Annotated in this window: 21 protein-coding genes and 1 tRNA gene; 21 read left to right on the top strand and 1 reads right to left on the bottom strand. The window is 52.7% G+C overall.

Annotated elements, in window-relative coordinates; translation table 11 throughout:
* The first annotated feature begins 2 nt into the window (after positions 1-2).
* The 6 genes from folP (at position 3) to OMQ46_RS10400 (ending at position 5,611) form a co-directional block, all read left to right on the top strand.
* Positions 3-842: a dihydropteroate synthase gene (gene folP / locus OMQ46_RS10425; protein ID WP_266236767.1), complete on the top strand. Its 840-nt coding sequence runs from the start codon at positions 3-5 to the stop codon at positions 840-842.
* Positions 835-2,181, top strand: a complete 1,347-nt coding sequence (glmM, locus tag OMQ46_RS10420; protein WP_266236765.1) for a phosphoglucosamine mutase — start codon at positions 835-837, stop codon at positions 2,179-2,181. Before folP ends, glmM begins: the two co-directional genes overlap by 8 nt.
* A gap of 131 nt (positions 2,182-2,312) precedes the next feature.
* On the top strand, positions 2,313-3,098 hold the full coding sequence (gene tpiA / locus OMQ46_RS10415; protein ID WP_266236763.1) for a triose-phosphate isomerase: 786 nt from the start codon (positions 2,313-2,315) through the stop codon (positions 3,096-3,098).
* Between the two features lie 4 nt (positions 3,099-3,102).
* Positions 3,103-3,435, top strand: coding sequence for a preprotein translocase subunit SecG (gene secG, locus OMQ46_RS10410; protein WP_266236761.1), 333 nt, complete (start codon positions 3,103-3,105; stop codon positions 3,433-3,435).
* A gap of 16 nt (positions 3,436-3,451) precedes the next feature.
* Positions 3,452-3,537, top strand: a tRNA-Leu gene (locus OMQ46_RS10405).
* Between the two features lie 139 nt (positions 3,538-3,676).
* The gene (locus OMQ46_RS10400; protein WP_266236759.1) at positions 3,677-5,611 is read left to right on the top strand and encodes a putative bifunctional diguanylate cyclase/phosphodiesterase; all 1,935 of its coding nucleotides are present in this window, start codon (positions 3,677-3,679) and stop codon (positions 5,609-5,611) included.
* Here the strand turns inward: OMQ46_RS10400 and OMQ46_RS10395 are convergent.
* Positions 5,599-8,250, bottom strand: coding sequence for a PAS domain S-box protein (locus tag OMQ46_RS10395; protein ID WP_266236757.1), 2,652 nt, complete (start codon positions 8,248-8,250; stop codon positions 5,599-5,601). The two genes, OMQ46_RS10400 and OMQ46_RS10395, sit on opposite strands and share 13 nt — an antisense overlap.
* 310 nt (positions 8,251-8,560) lie before the next feature.
* Between OMQ46_RS10395 and OMQ46_RS10390 the strand changes: the two genes are divergently transcribed.
* The 15 genes from OMQ46_RS10390 to OMQ46_RS10320 are packed head-to-tail and all read left to right on the top strand — an operon-like array spanning position 8,561 to position 23,122.
* Positions 8,561-8,917, top strand: a complete 357-nt coding sequence (locus OMQ46_RS10390) for an NADH-quinone oxidoreductase subunit A (protein WP_266237047.1) — start codon at positions 8,561-8,563, stop codon at positions 8,915-8,917.
* Positions 8,908-9,396 carry a NuoB/complex I 20 kDa subunit family protein gene (locus OMQ46_RS10385; RefSeq protein ID WP_266236755.1) on the top strand — a complete coding sequence of 163 codons (489 nt, stop codon included), beginning with the start codon at positions 8,908-8,910 and terminating at the stop codon, positions 9,394-9,396. The genes OMQ46_RS10390 and OMQ46_RS10385 overlap by 10 nt, the downstream gene beginning before the upstream one ends.
* A gap of 11 nt (positions 9,397-9,407) precedes the next feature.
* The gene (locus OMQ46_RS10380) at positions 9,408-10,067 is read left to right on the top strand and encodes an NADH-quinone oxidoreductase subunit C (protein WP_266236753.1); all 660 of its coding nucleotides are present in this window, start codon (positions 9,408-9,410) and stop codon (positions 10,065-10,067) included.
* A gap of 1 nt (position 10,068) precedes the next feature.
* Positions 10,069-11,322, top strand: a complete 1,254-nt coding sequence (locus OMQ46_RS10375) for an NADH-quinone oxidoreductase subunit D (protein WP_266236752.1) — start codon at positions 10,069-10,071, stop codon at positions 11,320-11,322.
* Positions 11,319-11,828 (top strand): NADH-quinone oxidoreductase subunit NuoE, encoded by a 510-nt coding sequence (nuoE, locus tag OMQ46_RS10370; protein WP_266236750.1) that lies wholly within the window; start codon positions 11,319-11,321, stop codon positions 11,826-11,828. Before OMQ46_RS10375 ends, nuoE begins: the two co-directional genes overlap by 4 nt.
* Positions 11,828-13,105, top strand: a complete 1,278-nt coding sequence (gene nuoF / locus OMQ46_RS10365) for an NADH-quinone oxidoreductase subunit NuoF (protein ID WP_266236748.1) — start codon at positions 11,828-11,830, stop codon at positions 13,103-13,105. The genes nuoE and nuoF overlap by 1 nt, the downstream gene beginning before the upstream one ends.
* A 4-nt stretch (positions 13,106-13,109) precedes the next feature.
* On the top strand, positions 13,110-15,446 hold the full coding sequence (nuoG, locus tag OMQ46_RS10360; protein ID WP_266236746.1) for an NADH-quinone oxidoreductase subunit NuoG: 2,337 nt from the start codon (positions 13,110-13,112) through the stop codon (positions 15,444-15,446).
* Positions 15,443-16,501, top strand: a complete 1,059-nt coding sequence (gene nuoH, locus OMQ46_RS10355; protein WP_266236743.1) for an NADH-quinone oxidoreductase subunit NuoH — start codon at positions 15,443-15,445, stop codon at positions 16,499-16,501. The genes nuoG and nuoH overlap by 4 nt, the downstream gene beginning before the upstream one ends.
* Positions 16,501-16,989, top strand: a complete 489-nt coding sequence (gene nuoI, locus OMQ46_RS10350) for an NADH-quinone oxidoreductase subunit NuoI (RefSeq protein WP_266236742.1) — start codon at positions 16,501-16,503, stop codon at positions 16,987-16,989. The genes nuoH and nuoI overlap by 1 nt, the downstream gene beginning before the upstream one ends.
* Positions 16,990-17,586: an NADH-quinone oxidoreductase subunit J gene (locus OMQ46_RS10345; RefSeq protein ID WP_266236740.1), complete on the top strand. Its 597-nt coding sequence runs from the start codon at positions 16,990-16,992 to the stop codon at positions 17,584-17,586.
* Positions 17,583-17,888, top strand: a complete 306-nt coding sequence (gene nuoK, locus OMQ46_RS10340) for an NADH-quinone oxidoreductase subunit NuoK (RefSeq protein WP_323135155.1) — start codon at positions 17,583-17,585, stop codon at positions 17,886-17,888. Before OMQ46_RS10345 ends, nuoK begins: the two co-directional genes overlap by 4 nt.
* 3 nt (positions 17,889-17,891) lie before the next feature.
* Positions 17,892-19,832: an NADH-quinone oxidoreductase subunit L gene (gene nuoL / locus OMQ46_RS10335; RefSeq protein ID WP_266236738.1), complete on the top strand. Its 1,941-nt coding sequence runs from the start codon at positions 17,892-17,894 to the stop codon at positions 19,830-19,832.
* Between the two features lie 9 nt (positions 19,833-19,841).
* Positions 19,842-21,353, top strand: coding sequence for an NADH-quinone oxidoreductase subunit M (locus OMQ46_RS10330; RefSeq protein WP_266236736.1), 1,512 nt, complete (start codon positions 19,842-19,844; stop codon positions 21,351-21,353).
* 17 nt (positions 21,354-21,370) lie between these two features.
* Positions 21,371-22,801, top strand: coding sequence for an NADH-quinone oxidoreductase subunit NuoN (gene nuoN, locus OMQ46_RS10325; RefSeq protein WP_266236734.1), 1,431 nt, complete (start codon positions 21,371-21,373; stop codon positions 22,799-22,801).
* A gap of 18 nt (positions 22,802-22,819) precedes the next feature.
* Positions 22,820-23,122, top strand: a complete 303-nt coding sequence (locus tag OMQ46_RS10320) for a DUF2818 family protein (protein WP_266236732.1) — start codon at positions 22,820-22,822, stop codon at positions 23,120-23,122.
* The last annotated feature ends 153 nt before the right edge of the window (positions 23,123-23,275 follow it).

Below are 23,275 nucleotides of genomic sequence, written 5' to 3'. Positions count from 1 at the left end.
TGATGCTGTTTGATTGTGCGGGCAAGTCTCTGGACTTGTCCGCTCCCCGCATTATGGGCATCGTCAATGTGACCCCCGACTCCTTCTCGGACGGGGGTAAATTTTTTTCACGCGATGCAGCAATACGTCAAGCCATAAAACTGGTCGAAGACGGCGCCGATATCCTTGATATTGGTGGCGAATCGACCCGGCCCGGTTCAACGCCGGTTCAAGAACAGGAAGAAATCGACCGGATTGCACCGGTAATTGAAGCCATCAGTTCAGAGCTCAATGTGCCCATTTCCATCGATACCATGAAGGCCGAGGTGATGCGCGCAGCGGTTGCTGTCGGTGCCGGTCTGATTAACGATGTCAATGCACTGCGCGGAGAAGGTGCTTTACAAGCCGCTGCGGAACTTAAGGTGCCGGTTTGTCTGATGCACATGCAGGGTACGCCTCAGACCATGCAGAAAGAACCGGACTATCAGGATGTGGTCAGTGAAGTCGAAGCTTTTCTACTGGAACGGGTTTCAGTCTGTGAACAGGCGGGCATCCCGGCTGAGCGGATTATGCTCGATCCCGGGTTTGGTTTCGGAAAAAGAGCACGGCATAATTTACGGTTGATGAAACATCTGTCGAGATTGACGGCACTGCCGTATCCGGTGCTGGTGGGGGTATCACGCAAATCGATCATCGGCGATATGCTCAAAGTGGATGTCAAAGAACGCCTCGCTGGCAGCCTGGCACTGGCTTCCATTGCTGTGTGGCAAGGCGCTAAACTGATAAGAACACATGATGTGCGTGAGACCGCACAGGCAGTGAAACTGACACAACATGTGCAGCAGGTAGAAGATTTTGACTAAACAAAGACGTTATTTCGGCACCGACGGTATACGTGGTCGGGTCGGTGATGGGGTGGTGACCCCCGATTTTGTGCTCAAGCTCGGCTGGGCTGTGGGTAGGGTACTGGCGAACGGCAAAAACAGCCGTGTGATTATTGGTAAAGACACCCGAATCTCCGGTTACATGTTTGAGTCTGCATTGCAGGCCGGCTTATCTGCCGCAGGGGTTGATATTTACCTGCTTGGGCCAATGCCGACGCCGGCAGTGGCGTATCTGACGCGCACCTTCCATGCCCAGGCTGGTATCGTGATCAGTGCTTCACATAACCCTTATCATGATAACGGTATCAAGTTCTTTTCTGCCCAGGGCACCAAGCTACCGGATGAGATCGAACTTGAAATCGAAGCGATGCTGGAGCAGCCACTGCAAACCGTGGAGTCGATCCGACTGGGTAAAGCTCACCGTATCGGTGATGCGGCCGGACGCTACATAGAATTCTGCAAGAGCACCATTCCCAGTGGCGTCGATCTGAGCAAACTCAAAATTGTCGTTGATTGCGCCAATGGTGCCACGTATCACGTGGCACCGGATGTGTTTCGAGAGCTTGGCGCCGAAGTCGTGGTGATGGGGGCGGAACCCGATGGACTTAATATCAATCAGAACTGCGGATCTACCGAGCCTCGATTGCTGCAGCAGGCTGTGCTGAAGAATAAAGCGGATCTGGGCATCGCCCTCGATGGCGATGGAGATCGCATCATCATGGTCGATCACCGTGGTGAAATCGTCGATGGCGATGAACTGCTGTTTATTATTGCCCGTGCCCGTCAACGTAGTGGCGACAAGCATACCGATGTCGTCGGCACTCAGATGACCAATCTGGGGTTGGAACATGCGCTGGCCGAATACGATATGTCGCTGCACCGTGCCAAAGTCGGTGACCGCTATGTGATGGAAATGCTGCAGCAAGTGGGCGGTCAGATTGGCGGCGAAGCATCAGGCCACATTATCTGTCTTGATAAGACTACAACCGGTGATGGTATCGTTGCCGCCCTGCAGGTGCTGGCTGAAATTCAGCAGACCGGTAATAGTCTGCATTCACTGCGCTCGGTGGTCACCAAGTATCCGCAGCAGTTGATCAATGTGCGGGTGGAGAAGATGGTCGACATTGATGCCAATCCGGATATTAGCGACGCGGTGGCCGAAGTCGAAAAACAACTGGGCAGTGATGGCCGGGTATTATTGAGACCTTCCGGCACCGAGCCGGTGATCCGGGTTATGGTCGAAGGTCGCGATGCGCCGCTGACCAAACAATTGGCGCAGCAACTCGCCGATGTGATTGAGAAGGTACTCAAAGCCTGACCTTTCAGGTTTTTGCTGACCAAGAATTGTTATACAATGAATGGACTTATTGCACAGCCCGGACTGCAGAGGATTAGCAGTGCTAACCGGGGCGCATTCATTTCTGTTTTTACTTTCGAGAGACCGTATTCGTGCGTAAGCCGCTAATTGCTGGTAATTGGAAAATGAACGGCTCTAGCGAGAGTAACAAAGCCTTACTGACGGGTATTCTTGCCCAGGCTGAGAGTTTTGCTTCTGTCGATGTGGCTTTGTTTCCGCCCGCGGTTTACCTGCAACAAGTGCAACAGACGCTGAGCGGGACCGGGCTTTACTGGGGGACCCAGAATCTGTCCCAGTTCAAGCAAGGTGCTTACACTGGTGAAATCTCGGCGGCGATGCTGGCTGACTTTGGATGTCACTATGTGTTGATCGGCCATTCAGAACGGCGTTGTCTCTACGCCGAGTTGGATTTGGACCAGCGGGTGCTGGATCGCATTGTTGCTGAAAAATATGAAATGGCGGTTCGTGAAGGTATCACCCCGATTATCTGCATCGGAGAAAGCCCGGATGAGCATGCTGTGGGCCGCACTGAAGAAGTCGTGGCGCGTCTGCTCGATACCGTCATAGCCTATTCCGGCGTCAAAGGGCTTGCGCATACGGTGCTTGCCTATGAACCGGTGTGGGCAATCGGTACCGGTCGATCAGCCACCCCTGAGTGGGCTCAGGATGTGCATCATTTCATGCGTCAGCGCGTTGCCAGCCATGATGCGAAAATCGCGCAGAACTTGAGAATACTTTACGGCGGCAGCATAAACAGTGATAATGCTGCGCCATTGTTCTTACAACCTGATGTAGATGGTGGACTGGTCGGTGGCGGATCGCTACACGCTGATGAGTTTGTCAAAATCTGTCAGGCCGCAGTTTTAAAATTAGGTTAACTACATGCACGCTTTAATTTTGACGATACATATTATTGTCTGTCTGATGTTGGTCGGTCTGGTACTGATCCAGCACGGTAAAGGCGCTGATGCCGGTGCGGCATTCGGTGGCGGCGCCAGCGGTGGTGGTGCTTCCGGCAGCCTGTTTGGCAGTCGTGGTTCTGCTTCCTTCCTGAGTCGCAGCAGTGCAGTACTGGCAGCGATTTTCTTTGCGACCAGTTTGACGCTAGCTTATTTCTCCGTCGACAGACCGGAACAAGCCAAGAGTGTGACTGAGTCGGTACCGGTAGAACAAACTCAGGAACAAACGCCTGCAGATTTACCGGAATTACCGTAAAATACCCGCTTTCAAAGCCGACGTGGTGAAATTGGTAGACACGCCATCTTGAGGGGGTGGTGGGCATAGCCCGTGGCGGTTCGACTCCGCCCGTCGGTACCAAATCTCAAAAGCCCGAATTATTCGGGCTTTTTTGTGTCTGAAATCTGTGAACCTATTCTTAGCAAAGACGTTGTAGAATCCAGCCATAGATAACAGCGGTCAGTTCGTTATCATCAACGCAAAAGTCAAGGATTCAGACATGGCAAAACACCCGGCATTGCAACACCCTGAGCGTGACAGACAGCGGCCCTGGGTGCCAGCGCTGAAAATCGCACTGATTTATGCTTTGTTCGCAGCACTGTGGATTGTTTTTTCTGACCGTGCAATTGACCTCATCTCGCTGAGTAAGAATATGCTCTCTGCATTGCAGACCTGGAAAGGTCTGTTCTTTGTTCTTATCACCTCGATTCTGGTGTTTGTCCTCGGTCAATATTACTTCCGGCGTCAGGTTGAGCTCATCAATGCGCTTCGCAACAATCAGCAACGTCTCAACCTCATACTCGACACCATTCCAGACGGTATCCAGGAAAATGATCTTGAGGGTCGAATCACATACAGTAATCCCGGTCACCACAAAATTCTGGGCTATCCCAACGGTTCTCTGGTTGGCTATCACATCTGGGACTTTCAGGTTAATCAGCACGATCAGAAACAGATGCAGGATTACTTTTTTTATCTGCTCAGACAACAACCGGCTCCGGAAACGATTATCAGTCGAAATCAGACCCGCAGCGGGCAGGAGCGAATACTGGAGGTCAGTTGGGATTACCAGCGTGATCGTGATGGCGCATTGACGGGCTTTATTTCAGTGATTTCCGATATCACTCAGTCGCGCGCGCAGGAAGAGGAGATTCTGCATCTTGCCTATTATGACCCGCTGACGGATTTACCCAACCGTTTTCGTGCACTGGAAAATCTGGAATCGATGATCAAGGTCGCCAAAAAAGCCAGTGAACACGTCGCGGTACTGATGCTGGATCTGGATCACTTCAAGAAAATTAATGATTCGCTGGGACATGACACCGGAGACCGGCTACTGCAGCAACTCGTCACCCGCCTCAAAGAAGTACTCAGTACCGAACAGATACTGGGCCGTCTGGGCGGAGACGAATTTATTATCATTCAGCATCAAACGTCACAGCGCGATGCATTACCCGCGATGATTGAAGCCGTCAAAGCGCTGTTCAGAAGACCGTTCGTTATTGATCAGCGCGAGATGTTGTTGACGGCCAGTATCGGGGTGGCCATTTATCCCAATGATGGCACTACCGCGACGGAGCTTTTACGAAACGCTGATTCTGCCATGTTTCACGCCAAAGAGAGTGGTCGCAATAGCTGCAGCTATTTCACCCGGGCGATGAACCTGGATGTCACTCGCCGTTTCACCATTGAGGAGCAACTGCATTCAGCGTTGGAGAGAGGGGAACTGAACCTGATGTATCAGCCACAGGTGGCTCTGCAGGACCACGGTATCAATGGTGCGGAGGCCCTGTTACGTTGGCATAACCCGGTGTTGGGGCAGGTGTCACCGGAAGAGTTTATACCGGTGGCGGAACAAAGCAGTTTGATTTTGCCTATCGGCCGCTATGTGCTGGAACAGGCGATGAAAGTGCTGGCGCAGATTCAACTGAGTAAACCGCATTTCCGAATGGCGATTAATCTGTCGCCAGTGCAGTTTCGCGACTTTGGTCTGGTTGACAGTCTCAACCAGTTAATCCGTCAATATCAAATCCGCCCTTCCAACATAGAACTGGAGATCACGGAGGGGGTGCTGCTGGGAGGCTCATCAGTAGTCAAGGAAACACTGGAAGCATTGCACCAGATGGGCGTGACACTGGCAATGGATGACTTCGGTACCGGCTATTCTTCGCTGAGTTATCTGCGCAGTTATCCCTTTGATGTCCTGAAAATTGACCGCAGTTTTGTCAATGAGATTTTCGACAAGCCGGCCAATAAGGAATTAATCAATGCCATTGTGGCTATGTCTGAAGGCCTGGGGCTGAAAGTGGTGGCCGAAGGGGTGGAAACAAAAGAGCAGTGCGAGTTTCTGTTGGGTATTGGTTGTGATTATGGGCAGGGATACTTTTTCAGTAAACCTGTCAGCGAGACGGAGTTACTCAGTCAGCTTGGCTGAGGCGTATCCAGCATACGCTCGATGGTCTGCTCCAACTCGTCGAAATGAATCGGTTTGGTGAGGTAGTGATCAAAGCCGGCTGACAGCCCTTTGTCGATATCCTCTGCCATCGCGTTGGCAGACAGGGCAATGACTTTGATATAGCGGGTGACAGCCGATTGTTTGAGCTGCCTGAGCGCTTCGTAGCCGTCCTTACCCGGTAGATTGATATCCATCAGGATGATATCCGGTTCCATATCGAAGGCGAGTTCAAGACCTGACTCGGCATCCACAGCGGTTGTCAGTCTGACATCAGGGCGCCGACTGAAATATTGCCTGAGCAAATCCAGGTTGGTGGGATTATCTTCGATACAGAGAATATGACACACGCCTGCTGCGTCCGCCTGACGCTGTTCATTCGAGGCGGACTGCATATTCATTTGCCTGCTCTCGTGCCTGACCGAGGCTTTTGTTAGTTCAACCCAGAAGCTGGAGCCGACATCCAGCGTACTTTCAAAGCCGAAACGGCCCTGCATCAGCTTGACCAGCTCGTGACTGATAGCGAGACCGATACCGGTACCGGGTATATTGGATCGTTCTTTATCCAGGCGATTAAACGGTTCGAACAGGCGTGATTGCATTTTGTCATCAATCCCATAACCGTTGTCTTCAACCGTGATGCGGATCTTGTCCCCGAGTACACTGACTTTGAGCCAGATGTGACCATGCGGCCGGTTATACTTAGCGGCATTGGACAGTAAGTTGAGAAGTACCTGTTTGAGCTTGACGTAGTCGGCGCGGATGAACAGCGACTCAATGTCATCCGGGTAATCGGATTCGAGGGTCAGCGATAAGGGGGCCAATTGGACTTCGACCAGAGGTAACAAGTGATCGATTAGCGGTTTGAGTGCGACATCCTCTACTGAAATTGTCATGTGGCCGCTTTCAATGCGTGATAAATCCAGCACATCGTTAATCAGGCTCAGTAAGTGACTGCCTGAGCTTTCAATCATATTGACCGATTCCCGCTGTTCCTCTTCAAGCGACTCCAGCTTCAGTAACTGAGAAAAGCCAATAATCGCATTAAGCGGGGTGCGTAATTCATGACTCATCTTGGCGAGGAACTCACTTTTGGCCCGGTTAGCCTGTTCTGCCTGTCGCATCGCATTGATCAGCTCCTGCTGATATTGATGACGTTCCGAAATATCTCGGATCACGCCGATATAAAACTGGCGATGACCGAACTGCATGGGTGAGATATTCAGTTCAATCTGGAACAGGCTGCCGTCTTTACGGCGCCCCCGCAAAGCCCGGGTGCGGTGGATAATTTTGGGTGCTTTCTCTGATAAATTGGCGAGATAATATTCGTGCTGACTATGTTCGTCCAGCGGCATTAGCATGGCTATTGGCTCGCCCAGCAACTCCTCTTCGCGATAACCGAAAAGAGCGCAGACAGCCGGGTTGACCATGCTGATTTTGTCCTCATCATCAATGGTGACAAAACCATCATCAGTCTGATTAATAATAGCGTCACGCTGCTGCAGCGTCGCCATTCTCTGCAGTGTGGAACGCCGGTACAACAGGGTACCAATCGCGGTCATGGCAATGACGACCACAATACTGAAAATCACACTGAACAGTAGCGAGCGGTAAAGTTTGTAGACTTCAGCTACCTCGGTTTCTGTGGCGATACCCATATCCAACTGATCGTCCCAGCGCCAGGCGCCAATGACCTCAACGCCGCGGTAATCATGATAGCCCTCTATGTCGATACCGGATGCCTGCCGGGTCAGGGACTGTGCCATTCTCGTCAGTGGCAGTTCGCTGTACTGGCGAGCAGTTATCACATTGTCGGTTTTAAGCAGGTTATTATCGGGTCGGCGAGCGGTGAGGTTGAGTTCAGCATGCGGAGAAGACACGCTGAGCAGTCCTGCCGCAATAAGCTGATCGCTGAATTTGCTCTCAGTCAGTAGTAAGCCCTCACGGTTAATGGCGTAGGTCTGACCGGTCTTGCCTACCTGGTTCTGATGAAAAGCCGGCAGGAAAAGTTGATCAGGATTCATCTCAAAGCCGAAAAAGCCGACCGTTTCTCCATACCAGTCAAGCACGGGGGCCACAAACAACATGGTGGCCAGATCTTCACGGATATGGCCGTCGGGCTCCTGCCAGCGTTGCTGGCTTTTGAAAGGACGACTAAAGACAACCTCGCCAGAGAGTGCTTTAGCTAATACTGACGTCGGCAGGTTGAAGGGCTTTGCTGTCTTTTCAACGCCATTGCGTCCGGAAAGTAACAGTTCACCATTGAGATTAAACAGTTTGTAGTCACGGTAATGTTCGGATTCGATGATCGCGGTCAAGGTGATGTCGAGTTGTCGATATAGATCGTCATCAATAGCCTCTGCGCCACCGGCCTCAAGAATCTGGGTAATCTGGCGTAAGGTCAGATTTTCTGACCAGTATTGTGCATTGCGCTGGTGGGTATGGATGTCATTTTTAGCGCGGTTGATTGAGGCTTCCAGCGTGTCAGTGAGCCGACTTTTGACGTCAGCCTGAATCAGTGAAAACAGGTAAGCTGCGGCGATACTGGCGCAGCCGATAGCCACCAGAATCAGTAAAGCGGCGACAGCAACGGGTTTGGAAAACAGCCGGTGTTTATTCACTGGATAGGTGGCGCCCCGAGTATTGATAGAATTTGCCAATCAGCATGAACACGACGCAGCCTGAAATGTCACTGGTATGTAGAGAAAAAATCATCTGTCGGCCAAAAGCCATAATTGCATCACAACAGGATTTTGGCTGTCCAGTTTGAATAAGTAAACAAAAAGCCGATATTTATGCCGTGACCCGGCTTCTCATCAGCCCCGAGAGTGTGTAGTATCGGATTCGATATTTGCCCATCGCAGGGTATGTTCAGGTGCATGATGGATAGGTTCAATCATGCTCAGACGAATTGACCGTAAGGAAGGCAGTATGCTGGAGAATTATCTCCCGATATTGTTGTTTGTCATCATCGGCATCGGCTTCGGCGTGATGCCGTTGCTGGCTGGTTTTATTCTGGGTCCGCGCAAGCCTGATGATGAAAAACGCTCTGCCTATGAATGCGGTTTCGAGCCCTTCGAAGATACCCATGGCAAATTTGATGTGCGTTATTACCTGGTCGCCATCCTGTTCATTATTTTTGATCTGGAGATCGCTTTCCTGTTTCCCTGGGCCATTGTGCTTGATGAAATTGGCGTATTCGGTCTGCTGTCGATGTTTCTGTTTCTCGCCATCCTGGTCGTCGGGTTTATTTACGAGTGGAAGAAGGGGGCACTTGAGTGGGAATAGAAGGTGTACTGGAAAAAGGGGTGGTGACCACCTCTGCCGATAAGCTCATCAACTGGGCCCGTACCGGCTCATTGTGGCCGATGACTTTTGGACTGGCCTGCTGCGCGGTGGAAATGATGCATGCCGGCGCCGCCCGTTATGATCTGGATCGTTTCGGTATCGTGTTTCGCCCCAGTCCGCGTCAGTCAGATGTGATGATTGTCGCCGGTACGCTGGTTAACAAAATGGCCCCGGCGCTACGCAAGGTCTACGATCAGATGTCAGAACCACGCTGGGTCATTTCGATGGGCTCCTGCGCCAACGGCGGGGGTTACTACCACTACTCTTATTCCGTGGTACGCGGCTGTGATCGGATCGTACCGGTCGATATTTATGTGCCGGGTTGTCCCCCCACCGCCGAATCCCTGCTATACGGCATCCTGCAACTGCAGAAAAAAATCCAAAGAACCAATACTATTGCCAAACCGGCAGCAGGTTGAGCAGGAGCGGGATGATGCAAGAGTTGAAAGCCAGACTGGAACAGGATTTTGCGGACGCACTACTGGACGCGGAACTGGACCGGGGAGAACTCACCCTGATTGTCGTCGCTGAACATATCACCCACCTCTGTCGTCGTCTGCACGATGAATATGGCTTTGAACAACTGATGGATCTGTGCGGGGTGGATTATTCGGACTACGGGGGCAGTAGCTGGGAAACCAAGCAGTCCACAGAGTTCGGCTTCAGCCGGGCAGTCGATGGTCTTGGACACAGTGAGCCGGTCGACGGTGGTTATCGTTTCGCTGTGGTTTATCATCTGCTGTCTATTCGTCACAATCAGCGCCTCCGTCTCAAAGCCAGGCTTGACGCCGATATGCCGGTTATTGAAACGGTCACCCATGTCTGGAACAGCGCTGAATGGTATGAACGGGAAGCCTTCGACATGTTCGGCATCCTGTTTGACGGCCACAAGGATCTGCGCCGTATCCTGACCGATTATGGTTTTGTCGGTCACCCTTTCCGCAAGGATTTCCCGCTGATTGGCAATGTGGAAATGCGCTATGACCCGGAGAAAAAACGCGTGGTCTACGAACCGGTCAGCATCGAGCCGCGTACGCTGGTCCCCAAAGTCATCCGTGACGACAACCGCTATTGGCAGGAGCAAGACTGAGATGGCGGAAATTAAAAACTACACCCTGAATTTCGGCCCCCAGCATCCGGCCGCCCATGGCGTGCTGCGGCTGATTCTGGAAATGGACGGCGAGGTCATTGAGCGCGCTGATCCGCATATCGGTTTGCTGCATCGCGGCACCGAGAAACTGGCCGAATCCAAACCGTTTAACCAGAGCATTGGTTACATGGACCGTCTAGACTACGTCTCGATGATGTGTAATGAACATGCTTATGTCATGGCGATTGAAAAGCTGCTGGGGCTGGAAATTCCGCTGCGGGCTCAATACATCCGTGTCATGTTCGATGAGATCACCCGCATCCTGAATCACCTGATGTGGCTGGGCGCGCACGGTCTTGATATTGGTGCGATGACCGTCTTCCTGTATTGCTTCCGTGAGCGGGAAGATTTGATGGATGTCTATGAAGCGGTTTCCGGCGCCCGTATGCACGCGACCTATTATCGTCCGGGCGGTGTTTACCGGGATCTGCCAGATCGCATGCCACAGTACCAGGCTTCCAAATGGCACAGCGAAAAAGAAGTGAAGCACAAAAACCGTAACCGCGAAGGCAGCCTGCTCGACTTTATCGAGGACTTCACCCAGCGCTTTCCAACATGTGTCGACGAATATGAAACCCTGCTGACCGATAACCGGATCTGGAAACAACGCACTGTCGGTATCGGTGTGGTGAGCCCGGAGCGGGCTTTACAGCTGGGTTTCAGCGGTCCTATGCTGCGCGGCAGTGGTATTGAGTGGGACCTGCGTCGCAAACAGCCCTATTCGGTGTATGACCAGCTGGATTTTGACATTCCAATCGGCAGTGAGGGTGACTGCTACGACCGCTACCTGGTCCGGATCGAGGAAATGCGCCAGTCCAACCGCATTATCAAACAGTGCATCGACTGGTTGCGTGCTAACCCGGGTCCGGTGCAGGCGTCTAACAGTAAGGTGGTGCCGCCCAAACGCGATGTGATGAAAAACGATATGGAAGCGATGATTCATCACTTTAAACTCTTTACTGAAGGTTACTGCGTCCCGGAAGGTGAAGTGTATGCGACGGTCGAACATCCGAAAGGGGAGTTCGGCATTTATCTGGTCTCAGACGGCGCTAATAAACCCTACCGGGTCAAAATCCGCGCCCCCGGTTTTCCGCATCTGGCGGCGATGGATGAAATGGCCAAAGGCCATATGCTGGCCGATGTGGTCGCCATCATCGGCACCATGGACATCGTATTTGGTGAGATTGATCGATGACACAGATGTTACTGACCGGCTCCAAAGAAGCATTATTCAGCGACGATTTGCGTGAGCAGATGGATAAGTGGATTGCCAAGTATCCGGAAGGGCAGGCGCAGTCGGCAGTGATTCCCTGTCTGCATATTCTGCAGGATGCCAATGGCGGCTGGCTCAGTCGTGGCATTATGGACGCACTGGCCGATTATCTCGATATGCCGGCTATCAGCGTCTATGAAGTGGCGACCTTCTACACCATGTTTGAACTGGAACCGGTCGGCAAACACAAAATCAGTGTCTGTACCAATATTTCCTGCATGCTGTGTGGCTCGGAAAAAATCATGGACCACCTGCAGAACAAGCTCAATATTAAACCCGGTGAAACCACCGAAGATGGCCTGTTTACTCTGAAAGAGGTGGAATGTCTCGGGGCCTGTGTGGGGGCACCGATGATGTTGCTGGATCGCGATTACCACGAATACCTGACGCCGGAAAAAATTGACGACATTCTGGACGGGCTTAGCTGATGAAACTGGATCAAGTTTGTTTCCGCACCTCGCATCTGACGCCTTCCTGGACAATGGAGGCCTACCGCTCCGTCGGGGGTTACCAGGTGCTGGAAAGTGTGCTCAACAACCAGATGCGGCCGGAAGAGATTATCGAACAGGTTAAAAATTCGGCCCTGCGCGGACGCGGCGGTGCGGGCTTCCCGACCGGGCTCAAATGGAGCTTTATGCCACGGAGACTGCCCGGCGATAAGTACATTGTCTGTAACTCTGACGAGGGTGAACCGGGTACCTGCAAGGATCGCGATATTCTTCGTTACAACCCGCATCAGCTGATTGAAGGCATGATTATTTCCGGTTACGCCATCGGTGCGCAGACCGGCTATAACTATATCCGCGGCGAGTTCTTTGAGCCCATTGAGCGCTTTGAAGCAGCACTGGAAGAGGCCCGCGAAGCCGGCTATCTGGGCCGGGATATTCTGGGCAGCGGTTTTCATTTTGAGTTGCACACCCATATCGGTGCCGGGGCTTATATCTGTGGTGAAGAAACCGCTTTGCTGGAGTCGCTGGAAGGCAAAAAGGGCCAGCCACGCTACAAGCCCCCGTTCCCGGCAGGCTATGGGCTTTATGGCAGACCGACCACCATTAACAACACCGAAAGTCTGGCGTCGATACCGGTGATTCTGCAATACGGTGCCGACTGGTTCCATGAACTGGGTACGCCCAATAACGGCGGTAGCAAGATTTTCTGCATGACCGGACATGTGAATAAACCCGGCAACTACGAAGTGCCACTGGGTACGCCCTTTGCCGATTTGCTGGAACTGGCCGGCGGTATGCGTAACGGCAATAAAATCAAGGCCGTGATTCCCGGTGGCAGTTCCACGCCGGTGGTGCCGGGCGAACGCATGATGGAACTGGATATGAGCTATGACGGCATCGGCAAGGGCGGGTCGATGCTGGGCGCAGGTTCCGTTATCGTCATGGACGAGACCACCTGCATGGTCAAAGCACTGCAGCGTATTGCCTATTTCTATTATGAAGAATCCTGCGGTCAGTGCACACCCTGCCGGGAGGGAACCGGCTGGCTTTATCGCGTTATCAAGCGCATTGAGGAAGGACAGGGCCGGCAGGAAGATCTGGACAAACTGGTGGATATGGCCGAAAACATTAACGGCAACACCATCTGCGCGCTGGGCGATGCCGCAGCAGCGCCGGTAATAAGCTTTATCAAACACTTCCGTGATGAATTCCAGTATCACATCGATCATGGACGCTGCATGGATAACACGGCTTAGATTTATGGTTAATATCGAAATTGACGGCATTCCACTTAAAGTGGACCCCACCAAAATGATTATTCAGGCCGCGGATGAGGCCGGGATCGATATTCCGCGTTTCTGTTACCACAAGAAACTGTCGATAGCTGCCAACTGCCGCATGTGTCTGGTCGAAGTGGACAAAGCGCGTAAACCGTTGCCGGCCTGTTCTACCCCAGTGTCGGATGGCATGAAAGTGTTCACTGATTCCAAAATCGCGGTTGATGCCCAGCGCAGCGTGATGGAGTTCCTGCTGATTAATCATCCACTCGATTGCCCTATCTGCGATCAGGGCGGCGAGTGCGAGTTGCAGGACCTGTCGATGGGCTACGGCGAGGGACTGGGTCGCTTCACCGAGGGCAAACGCGCGGTTAAGGACAAAGACATCGGCCCATTGATCCGGACCGATATGACCCGCTGTATTCACTGCACCCGTTGTGTGCGTTTCGGCCAGGAAATAGCGGGTGTCAAAGAACTGGGCGCCACCGGCCGTGGTGAACATATGGAAATCGGTACCTATGTCGAACACAGCCTGGTGTCGGAGCTGTCAGGCAATATCATTGATTTATGCCCGGTTGGTGCGCTGACGTCGAAACCCTTCCGTTATAAGGCTCGTGCCTGGGAAATGCAGGCGCGCCCATCCATTGCACCGCATGATGCCGTGGGTTCCAATATAGAACTGCATATCCGCAAGAATGATGTGATGCGGGTGGTTCCGCGTGAAAACGAAGCGGTCAACGAATCCTGGCTGTCTGATCGGGATCGCTTCAGTTACCTGGGATTGAGCAGCGAAGCCCGGCTCAGAGATCCGATGATCAAGGTCGATGATGAATGGCAGGTAGTTGACTGGCAAACGGCACTGGAAAAGGCGGTGGATGGTCTCAAGGGCGTCATCAACAAATTTGGTGCCGAAGAAGTTGCCGGCCTGATTTCTCCCACGGCTACCCTGGAAGAAGCCTACCTGTTCCAGAAGTGGTTGCGTGGCCTTGGCTGCGACAATATTGATCATCGTCTGCGCCAGCAGGATTTTGCAGACAGCGATGTCGATGACAGCCTCGCAGACTGGCAACTGGCGGATATCGATGACAGCGATGCGATTGTGTTGCTGGGCACCAATATCCGTGCCGAGCAGCCTATCATTGCACACCGCATACGGCAGGCGGCACTGGCAGGGGCGACGGTCAGCAGTATCAGTCTCTTCAACCGCGATTTGCTGATGCCGGTGGACCGACAGCTGGCGGTGAACAGTGAGCAAATGCTGCAGACCTTCGCGGGCATTGCCAAAGCCCTGCTGGCCGCCGCGAAACATGAGGTCCAGGCCTGGCAGGATTTACTCCCTGATCGTTCACCATCCCCGTTCGAACAGAATGTTGCGCTGCAGTTATCGAATGCGATGAAACCAACGCTGTTTGTGGGGGATCTGATCAATCACCAGCCTCAGGCCAGTAAATTGCGCGCCTTGGCGAGGTTGGTAGCCGAACTTAGCGATAGCCAGCTGGTGATGCTGACTTCGGCTAACAGTCACGCGCATCAGCGAGCCGGTACCATCCCGGGTGACATAGGCCTCAATGCCAGACAGAGCTGGGAGCGTGCACTACGCGGTTATGTGATGATGGGCTTCGATCCCATGCTGGATACTGCTCAGCCCACGATTGTTCGTGATGCGCTGCGCCGGGCCAGCTTTGTTGTTGTTATCAACAGCTTTGACAGTGACTGGCTGAGACAATATGCCAATGTGATCCTGCCGATGGCATGCTTTGCCGAGACATCCGGGACTTTCATCGGTATCGACGAGCGTCCTCAGCAGTTTGCCGGTGCCGTCGCCCCTCGCGGCGACAGTCGCCCCGGCTGGAAGATCCTGCGCGTGCTGGGCAATGTCAGTAAGCTCAAAGGCTTCGACTATATCTCCTCACAGGATGTGGTGGACGAAATCGACAGTCCCATGCATGAGTTAAACGCAAAGAGGCAGGGGCATTTCATACCCGATTCGCTGGAACTGACATCAGACTTGATGCTGATATCAGAAATTCCGATGTATAACACGGACAGTCTGGTGCGTCACAGTCAAGCGCTGCAGCGCACACCGGAAAGTCACGCCAACGATTTTGCCCGCATCAATGCGAAAGAAGCCGAGCATCGTGGTCTTGATCCTCAGCATGAGGTGGTGATCAGTCAGGACGATCGTCAGGTGACTGTGCCGGTGGAAATCGACAACAATATTGCTGACGGTTGCATCTATCTGGCTGCGGCGACTCCGGTCAGTGCTCAATTGGGCAGTCTGTTCAGCCAGGTTCAGGTCCGTCAGGCTGGAGCCCAATGATGGACATATTGCTCGATCATATTCTGCCTACATTGCTTAAAATCATGCTGATTGTGGGGCCGCTGATGCTGGCGGTGGCCTACCTGACCTATGCTGAGCGCAAGGTGATTGGTTATATTCAGACCCGGATCGGGCCTAACCGGGTTGGTCCCTGGGGACTGTTGCAACCGATTGCTGACGGTCTCAAGCTGTTGATGAAAGAGGTCATTTTTCCGGCCCGTTCCAATCTTTATCTGTTTCTGATCGCGCCGGTCCTGGCCATTGGTCCAGCTTTGGCAGCCTGGGCGGTGATTCCCTTTGATGCCGGACTGGTGCTGGCCGATATCAATGCCGGTCTGCTGTACGTGCTGGCAATCACCTCAATGAGTGTATACGGTGTGGTGATTGCCGGCTGGGCCTCCAATTCCCGCTATGCGTTTCTTGGTGGCCTGCGTAGTGCAGCCCAGGTGGTGTCCTACGAGATCGCAATGGGCTTTGCGCTGGTGGGCGTGCTGGTGGCCGCTGGCAGCCTCAACCTGAGTGAGATTGTTTTGGCACAGAGTGGTGGTTTCTGGCATTGGTACTGGCTGCCGTTGTTGCCGCTGTTTGTCGTCTATTTTGTCTCCGGCGTCGCTGAGACCAACCGGGCGCCTTTTGATATCGCTGAGGGGGAATCCGAGATCGTGGCCGGCTTCCATGTTGAGTATTCGGGGATGGCCTTTGCCGTGTTCTTCCTGGCTGAATATGCCGACATGATCCTGATTTCTATTCTGGCGGCGACGCTGTTTATGGGCGGCTGGCTGTCGCCGTTTGAGGGCATACCGGTGCTGGAAGGTTTATTTTCCTGGGTGCCGGGCCTGATCTGGCTACTCGCCAAGACGGCTTTGTTCCTGTTTATTTACCTGTGGCTACGGGCCACTTTCCCGCGTTATCGTTATGATCAGATTATGCGTCTGGGCTGGAAAGTGTTTATCCCGGTCACCCTGGTGTGGCTGGTGATTATTTCCATCGCTCAGGTGATGGATATTGGTCCGTGGTTTACAGAAACAGCAGCATTGGCTGCGGGAGGGGCGTGATGCGTCAGATACGCCATTTCTTCAAAAGTTTTTTCCTGTGGGAGCTGATACAGGGTCTGCGGTTGACCGGCCGTTATCTGTTTGCCCGTAAAGTCACGGTGCAGTACCCGGAAGAGAAAACCCCACAGTCGCCCCGTTTTCGCGGGCTGCATGCCTTAAGGCGCTATCCCAACGGTGAGGAGCGTTGCATCGGCTGTAAGCTCTGCGAAGCGGTTTGCCCGGCACTGGCAATCACGATTGATACCGAACCGCGTGATGACGGCACCCGCCGCACTACACGCTACGATATCGATCTGTTTAAATGCATTTACTGCGGATTCTGTGAAGAGTCCTGTCCGGTGGACTCGATCGTTGAAACCCGCCAGTTCGAGTTTCATTTTGAGGAGCGTGGTGACCACATCATCACCAAGGACAAGCTGCTGGCGGTCGGGGATAAATATGAAAAACAAATCGCGGCAGACAGGGAGGCGGATGCACCGTATCGCTAGATGAATGCGCTGATTTTTTACAGTTTCGCTGCCATTTTACTGTTCGCCGCCGTGATGGTGATTACCGTGCGTAATCCGGTGAAAGCGGCCTTGTTTCTGGTGCTGGCGTTTTTCACCAGTGCCGGCATCTGGCTGATGCTGCATGCCGAATTTCTTGCCATCAGTCTGGTGCTGGTCTATGTCGGCGCGGTACTGGTGTTGTTCCTGTTCGTGGTGATGATGCTGGATATTGATGTGGCACCGCTGAAAGAGGGCTTTGCCCGTTACCTGCCGCTGGGCATTCTGGTGGCGGCGCTGATTGTGGTGGAGATGATCACGGTACTCAATGCACCGGCCTTTAATATCGCCGCGCCGGAAGTGGTGGAAGAGAGCAACACCAAGCAACTGGGTCGCTTGCTTTACACCGTTTATGTCTATCCGTTCGAGATTGCCTCGGTGATTCTGACCGTCGCCATTGTCGCCGCGATTACTCTGACCTTGCGCGAACATAGTCGCAAACTGCAGGACATCAGCAAACAGGTTGCCGTGCGCCGTGAAGATCGCGTTCGTCTGGTGAATCTGCGTCAAAAACAGGATGAAGGAGATAACACCCCGTGATTGTGCTGTCGGACTATCTCATCCTTGCGGCACTGCTGTTCAGTCTGGCGGTCGCCGGTATTTTTCTCAACCGTAAGAACATTATCATTCTGCTGATGTGCATCGAACTGATGTTGCTGGCGGTGAACCTTAATTTTATCGCTTTCTCGCATTTCTCCGGCGATCCGGCGGGGCAGGTGTTTGTGTTCTTTATTCTGACCGTGGCTGCTGCCGAAGCTGCCATTGGCCTGGCCATACTGGTGCTGCTGTTTCGTAATCTCAGCACCATTAATGTGGCTGATCTCGACAGGCTGAAGGGGTAGTTGATGAAAAGTTTGCTGCTCGCCATCGTTCTTGCCCCGTTGATTGGCAGCATTATTGCCGGCTTTTTCGGCAAGCAGATCGGCCGCGACTGGTCGCACCGCATCACTATCGCCGGGGTTGGCATCGCCTTCCTGCTGTCATTGTGGGTATTCAAGCTGGTGGTAGCAGACGGTGTTTATTTCAATGACAGTATCTATCAATGGCTGCAGGCCGGATCGCTGACGCTGGAAATCGGCTTTATGGTCGACTCCCTGACAGCCGTGATGATGACGGTGGTGACCTTTGTGTCGCTGATGGTACATATCTACACCATCGGCTATATGCACGATGATGACGGTTACTGCCGTTTCTTCAGTTATATCTCACTGTTTACTTTCGCCATGCTGATGCTGGTGATGGCTAACAACTTCATGCAGCTTTTCTTTGGCTGGGAAGCCGTCGGGCTTGTGTCTTATCTGCTGATTGGCTTCTGGTACAAAAAGCCGACCGCGATCTATGCCAACCTTAAAGCTTTTCTGGTCAACCGTGTCGGTGACTTCGGCTTTTTGCTCGGTATTGCAGCGGTGCTGATGTATGCAGGCAGTCTCGATTATGTCCAGGTTTTCACCCAGGCTCCGACCATGGCCGAAAAATCGATAGCCCTGTTTGGTGATGCCCAGTGGTCGGTGATTACCGTCACCTGCATCCTGCTGTTTATCGGTGCGATGGGTAAATCGGCCCAGGTGCCCTTACATGTCTGGCTGCCTGATTCGATGGAAGGTCCGACGCCAATATCTGCGCTTATCCATGCCGCGACCATGGTCACTGCCGGTATCTTTATGGTGGCGAGAATGTCACCGCTGTTTGAGTTGTCTGAAACCGCGCTGTCTTTTATTCTGATAATAGGTGCCGTCACGGCCTTGTTTATGGGCTTGCTGGGCCTGGTGCAGCATGACATCAAACGCGTGATTGCCTATTCCACACTGTCACAACTTGGCTATATGACAGTGGCGCTGGGCGCATCGGCCTATGCTGCCGGAATGTTCCACCTGCTGACCCATGCTTTTTTCAAAGCACTGTTATTCCTGGCGGCAGGCTCGGTGATTATCGCCCTGCATCATCAGCAGGATATGCGGCAGATGGGCGGACTGAAAAAGTATATGCCGGTTACCTACTGGACCAGCCTGATCGGTTCGTTGGCTTTAATCGGTTTCCCGGGATTTGCCGGCTTCTTTTCCAAGGATGCCATTATCGAAGCGGTGCACGCTTCTGAAATCGCCGGCAGTGATTTTGCCTACTTTGCGGTATTGGTCGGGGTCTTTGTGACAGCACTCTATAGTTTCCGGCTGTTTTTCCTGGTGTTTCATGGTAAAGAACGCTTTGACAGCCACGGCCATGCGCCGCATGAATCTCCCAAAGTGGTCACCGTGCCACTGATTCTGCTGGCGATTCCTTCGGTGCTGGCTGGGTATTTTATTGGTGACGTGGTGTTCGGCCGTTTCTTTGGCAATGCTATCTTTGTCGCCGGCCCGCATCATGTGCTGAGTGAACTGGGCAGCCATTATCACGGTGTCTGGGCCTTTATGCTGCATGGGCTGCAGGCGTTGCCGTTCTGGCTGGCTTTGGCCGGGGTTGCGATGGCCTGGTATCTGTATCTTTACCGGCCTGAGAGCCCGGGCATGCTCAAGAACAAATTACACGGCTTACACCGCCTGTTGGAAAACAAATATGGTTTCGACGATTTCAATGATAAGGTCTTCGCCGGAGGTTCACGTGGGTTGGGCGGTCTGCTGTGGCGGGTCGGCGATCGATTCCTGATCGATGGTGCGATGGTGAATGGCTCTGCCAAGTCGGTGTACTGGTTAGCCAGGTTCGCACGTCATCTGCAGTCGGGATATCTGTATCACTATGCGTTTGCCATGATTGTGGGGGTATGGCTGCTGCTGACCCTGTTTGTGGGTTAAGGGACTGACATGTTTGCAGAGTTACCTTTACTGAGTCTACTTATCTGGCTGCCGATTCTGGGCGGGGTTGTGGCAATCATGCTGGGCGACCAGCGGGATCTGCTTAAACCGTTCGCGCTGGGCATCGCTGCCGTGACCATGTTGCTGTCGTTCGGACTTTACACCGGCTTTGACAGTAATACGCATCAGATGCAGTTTGTCGAAAAGCTGCCCTGGATAGAGACATTTAATATTTTCTATCACCTTGGTGTTGATGGCTTTTCGATGCCGCTGATCATCCTGACCACAATATCGACGCTGCTGGTGGTGGTTGCCGCCTGGGAAGTGATTCAACACCGGCCCAGTCAGTACCTGGCCGCCTTTCTGATCATGGAAGGGCTGATGATTGCGGTGTTCTCAGCACTGGATGCGGTGCTGTTTTACGTGTTTTTCGAAGCCATGCTGATCCCGCTGTTTCTGGTAATCGGTATCTGGGGTGGTCCGAACCGGGTTTATGCGACGCTGAAGTTCTTTCTCTATACCTTCTTCGGCTCGGTTTTTCTGCTGGTGGCGTTGCTGTATCTGCGCCATGTCAGCGACAGTTTTGCCATTCTCGATTTCCACACTGTCGCACTGAGTCTGGATGAACAGATCTGGCTGCTACTGGCGTTCCTGATTGCCTTTGCGGTCAAGGTGCCGATGTGGCCGGTGCATACCTGGCTGCCGGATGCGCACGTGGAGGCACCGACCGGTGGTTCGGTGATCCTGGCAGCGATTACGCTCAAAATCGGTGGTTATGGTTTCCTGCGTTTTGCCTTGCCGATAGCGCCGGATGCCAGCCTGGCGCTGGACTGGGTCATCATTACCCTGTCGCTGATTGCTGTAGTCTATATCGGTTTTGTCGCGCTGGCGCAGACCGATCTGAAAAAACTGATTGCCTATTCCAGTATTGCGCACATGGGCTTTGTGACACTGGGCCTGTTTATCGTGTTTGATATTTTTGCCAATGCCTCAACGGGTAGTGGCGCTGTGCTGGCTATTGAAGGCGCGATGGTGCAGATGATTTCGCACGGTTTTATCTCAGCAGCGATGTTCCTTGCGGTTGGCGTGCTTTATGACCGTATGCACACGCGGGAAATCAGTGCCTATGGCGGGGTGGTTAACAACATGCCTAAATTTGCGGCGTTCGCGGTGTTTTTTGCCATGGCCAATGCCGGCCTGCCGGGCACTTCCGGTTTTGTCGGTGAATTTATGGTGATTCTGGCCGCGTTTCAGGCAAACTTCTGGTTTGCTTTCCTCGCTGCTACCACTTTGATTCTGGGTGCGGCTTATACTCTCTGGATGGTGAAACGGGTGTTTTTCGGTGAGGTGGCTAACAAGGAAGTTCAAGCTTTGTCGGACATTAACCGCCGTGAATTCTGGATGCTGGCCTCACTGGCGGTGGTGGTGCTGCTTATCGGTATCTGGCCTGCGCCCCTGTTGGAGGTGATGCATGCCTCGGTTGAGCATTTACTGACCCAAGTGTCGCAATCCAAGCTGTAGAGAGAGGATCAGACTTCATGTTTCAGGTTCCCAATATGCTGTTTGCGTTACCGGAGATGCTGATGCTGGGCATGGCCTGCGTCATTTTGCTGGTAGTGGCATTTACCGGCTCGCGTAGAACAGCGTGGGTGATCGGTCTCAGTCAACTGACACTGTTGTCGACAGCTTTGGTGGTGCTCTGGTTTATCGGCGAGGGTGGCCTGACGTTTTCCGATACCTATATCAAGGATGGTCTCAGCGATTTACTGAAGCTGTTTATCTGTGTGGTCAACATGCTGGTGCTGGTGTATTCAACGGCTTATCTCAGGGCGCGTCAGTTATTACAGGGCGAGTTTTTTGTGCTGGCTATCTTCTCCACACTGGGGATGCTGATCATGGTTTCGGCCTATCATATGCTGACCCTCTATCTCGGCCTGGAACTGATGTCGCTGTGTCTGTATGCCATGGTGGCGATGCAGCGTGATTCCGCCGTCGCCACGGAAGCGGCGATGAAATATTTCATTCTGGGCAGTATCGCCTCAGGCATGCTGCTTTATGGCATGTCGATTATTTATGGTGTGACCGGCAGTTTGTCGATGAACGATATCGCTCACGCTGTGGCCAGTGGCAGTGGTGACGAGACCATCCTGAGCTTTGGCATTGTGTTCCTGGTTATCGGGGTGGGGTTCAAATTTGGCGCTGTGCCGTTTCATATGTGGCTGCCGGATGTCTATCACGGTGCGCCCACGGCTATGACACTGTTTATCGCAGCAGCACCTAAAATCGCAGCCTTTGCCATGATCATTCGATTATTGGCAGAAGGGCTGATAGACTTGCAGCACCATTGGCAGGACATGCTAGTGATGCTCGCGGTGCTATCGATGATCGTGGGCAATGTGGTGGCGGTTGCTCAAAGCAATCTGAAACGCATGTTGGCCTATTCCACTATATCCCATGTCGGTTTTCTGCTGATGGGGGTATTATCCGGAACACAGGAAGGTTTCTCGGCAGCGCTGTTTTACACGCTGATTTATGCCCTGATGACGCTGGGTGCTTTCGGTATGATCTTACTGCTGAGCCGGCAGGGCTTTGAAGCCGAGAATATCGATGATTTCAAAGGGCTCAGTGAACGCCAACCCTGGTTTGCACTGATGATGCTGATTTTGATGTTTTCCATGGCCGGCATCCCGCCACTGGCCGGTTTCTACGCCAAGTTAAGCGTGATCAAGGCGGTGATTGATGTCGATCTGTTACTGGTAGCACTGGTCGCTGTGATCACATCTGTTATCGGTGCCTTTTATTATCTGCGTGTCATAAAGGTCATGTATTTTGATAAACCGGTGATCGAACATAAGCTCGAGGCAAGCAGCGCGATGCGAATCATGCTGAGTGCCAATGCGCTGATGGTGCTGGGCCTGGGTATTGTGCCCGGCGTTTTGATGAAGATTTGTTCGCTGATTTTTGTATAGAGGATTGATGACAAGATCATGTCTGTCTGGTTAATGCTTGCGCTATTTTTACTGATTGCGAATTTGCCATGGATTGGCAATCGGGTGTTTTTTATTTATCCGATGCAGCCAAAGCCAGTCTGGATCAGGCTGATCGAGTTGTTGCTGTATTATTTTGTCAGCCTGCTCATCGGTATGGCTTTTGAAATTCGTTTTTCCGGTGATGTTTACATCCAGCAGTGGGAATATTTTGTCACTACCCTGAGCTTGTTCCTGGTGTTGGCAGTGCCCGGTGTGGTGTACCGCTATCAATGGCTGCCAATGCAGAAAAAGTTCAAATAGCCAAGCGCAGATAGCGTCGCTAAACGTCAGTCAGGCAAAGAAAAAACCCCCTCAGACGGCAATAGACAACAATCTGTCACCAGATTCATCAATTATGGATGCAAGTCCCGTCGAACTAGTTTAGAATTGGCGGGTTTAACTACCGTGTAATTG

It is taken from the genome of Methylophaga sp. OBS1 (genome assembly GCF_026319365.1).
The sequence above is the reverse complement of the archived record's forward strand: the minus strand, read 5'-3'. Positions and strand labels throughout refer to the sequence as shown.

Excerpts from the sequence above, each read along its gene's own strand:
- OMQ46_RS10380 (WP_266236753.1), top strand. The coding sequence starts at position 9,408 with ATGATGCAAGAGTTGAAAGCCAGACTGGAACAGGATTTTGCGGACGCA.
- nuoE (WP_266236750.1), top strand. The coding sequence starts at position 11,319 with ATGACACAGATGTTACTGACCGGCTCCAAAGAAGCATTATTCAGCGAC.
- folP (WP_266236767.1), top strand. The coding sequence starts at position 3 with ATGCTGTTTGATTGTGCGGGCAAGTCTCTGGACTTGTCCGCTCCCCGC.
- OMQ46_RS10330 (WP_266236736.1), top strand. The coding sequence starts at position 19,842 with ATGTTTGCAGAGTTACCTTTACTGAGTCTACTTATCTGGCTGCCGATT.
- nuoH (WP_266236743.1), top strand. The coding sequence starts at position 15,443 with ATGATGGACATATTGCTCGATCATATTCTGCCTACATTGCTTAAAATC.
- nuoN (WP_266236734.1), top strand. The coding sequence starts at position 21,371 with ATGTTTCAGGTTCCCAATATGCTGTTTGCGTTACCGGAGATGCTGATG.
- nuoG (WP_266236746.1), top strand. The coding sequence starts at position 13,110 with ATGGTTAATATCGAAATTGACGGCATTCCACTTAAAGTGGACCCCACC.
- OMQ46_RS10390 (WP_266237047.1), top strand. The coding sequence starts at position 8,561 with ATGCTGGAGAATTATCTCCCGATATTGTTGTTTGTCATCATCGGCATC.
- OMQ46_RS10400 (WP_266236759.1), top strand. The coding sequence starts at position 3,677 with ATGGCAAAACACCCGGCATTGCAACACCCTGAGCGTGACAGACAGCGG.
- secG (WP_266236761.1), top strand. The coding sequence starts at position 3,103 with ATGCACGCTTTAATTTTGACGATACATATTATTGTCTGTCTGATGTTG.
- nuoL (WP_266236738.1), top strand. The coding sequence starts at position 17,892 with ATGAAAAGTTTGCTGCTCGCCATCGTTCTTGCCCCGTTGATTGGCAGC.
- OMQ46_RS10375 (WP_266236752.1), top strand. The coding sequence starts at position 10,069 with ATGGCGGAAATTAAAAACTACACCCTGAATTTCGGCCCCCAGCATCCG.
- OMQ46_RS10345 (WP_266236740.1), top strand. The coding sequence starts at position 16,990 with ATGAATGCGCTGATTTTTTACAGTTTCGCTGCCATTTTACTGTTCGCC.
- nuoF (WP_266236748.1), top strand. The coding sequence starts at position 11,828 with ATGAAACTGGATCAAGTTTGTTTCCGCACCTCGCATCTGACGCCTTCC.
- OMQ46_RS10320 (WP_266236732.1), top strand. The coding sequence starts at position 22,820 with ATGTCTGTCTGGTTAATGCTTGCGCTATTTTTACTGATTGCGAATTTG.
- nuoI (WP_266236742.1), top strand. The coding sequence starts at position 16,501 with ATGCGTCAGATACGCCATTTCTTCAAAAGTTTTTTCCTGTGGGAGCTG.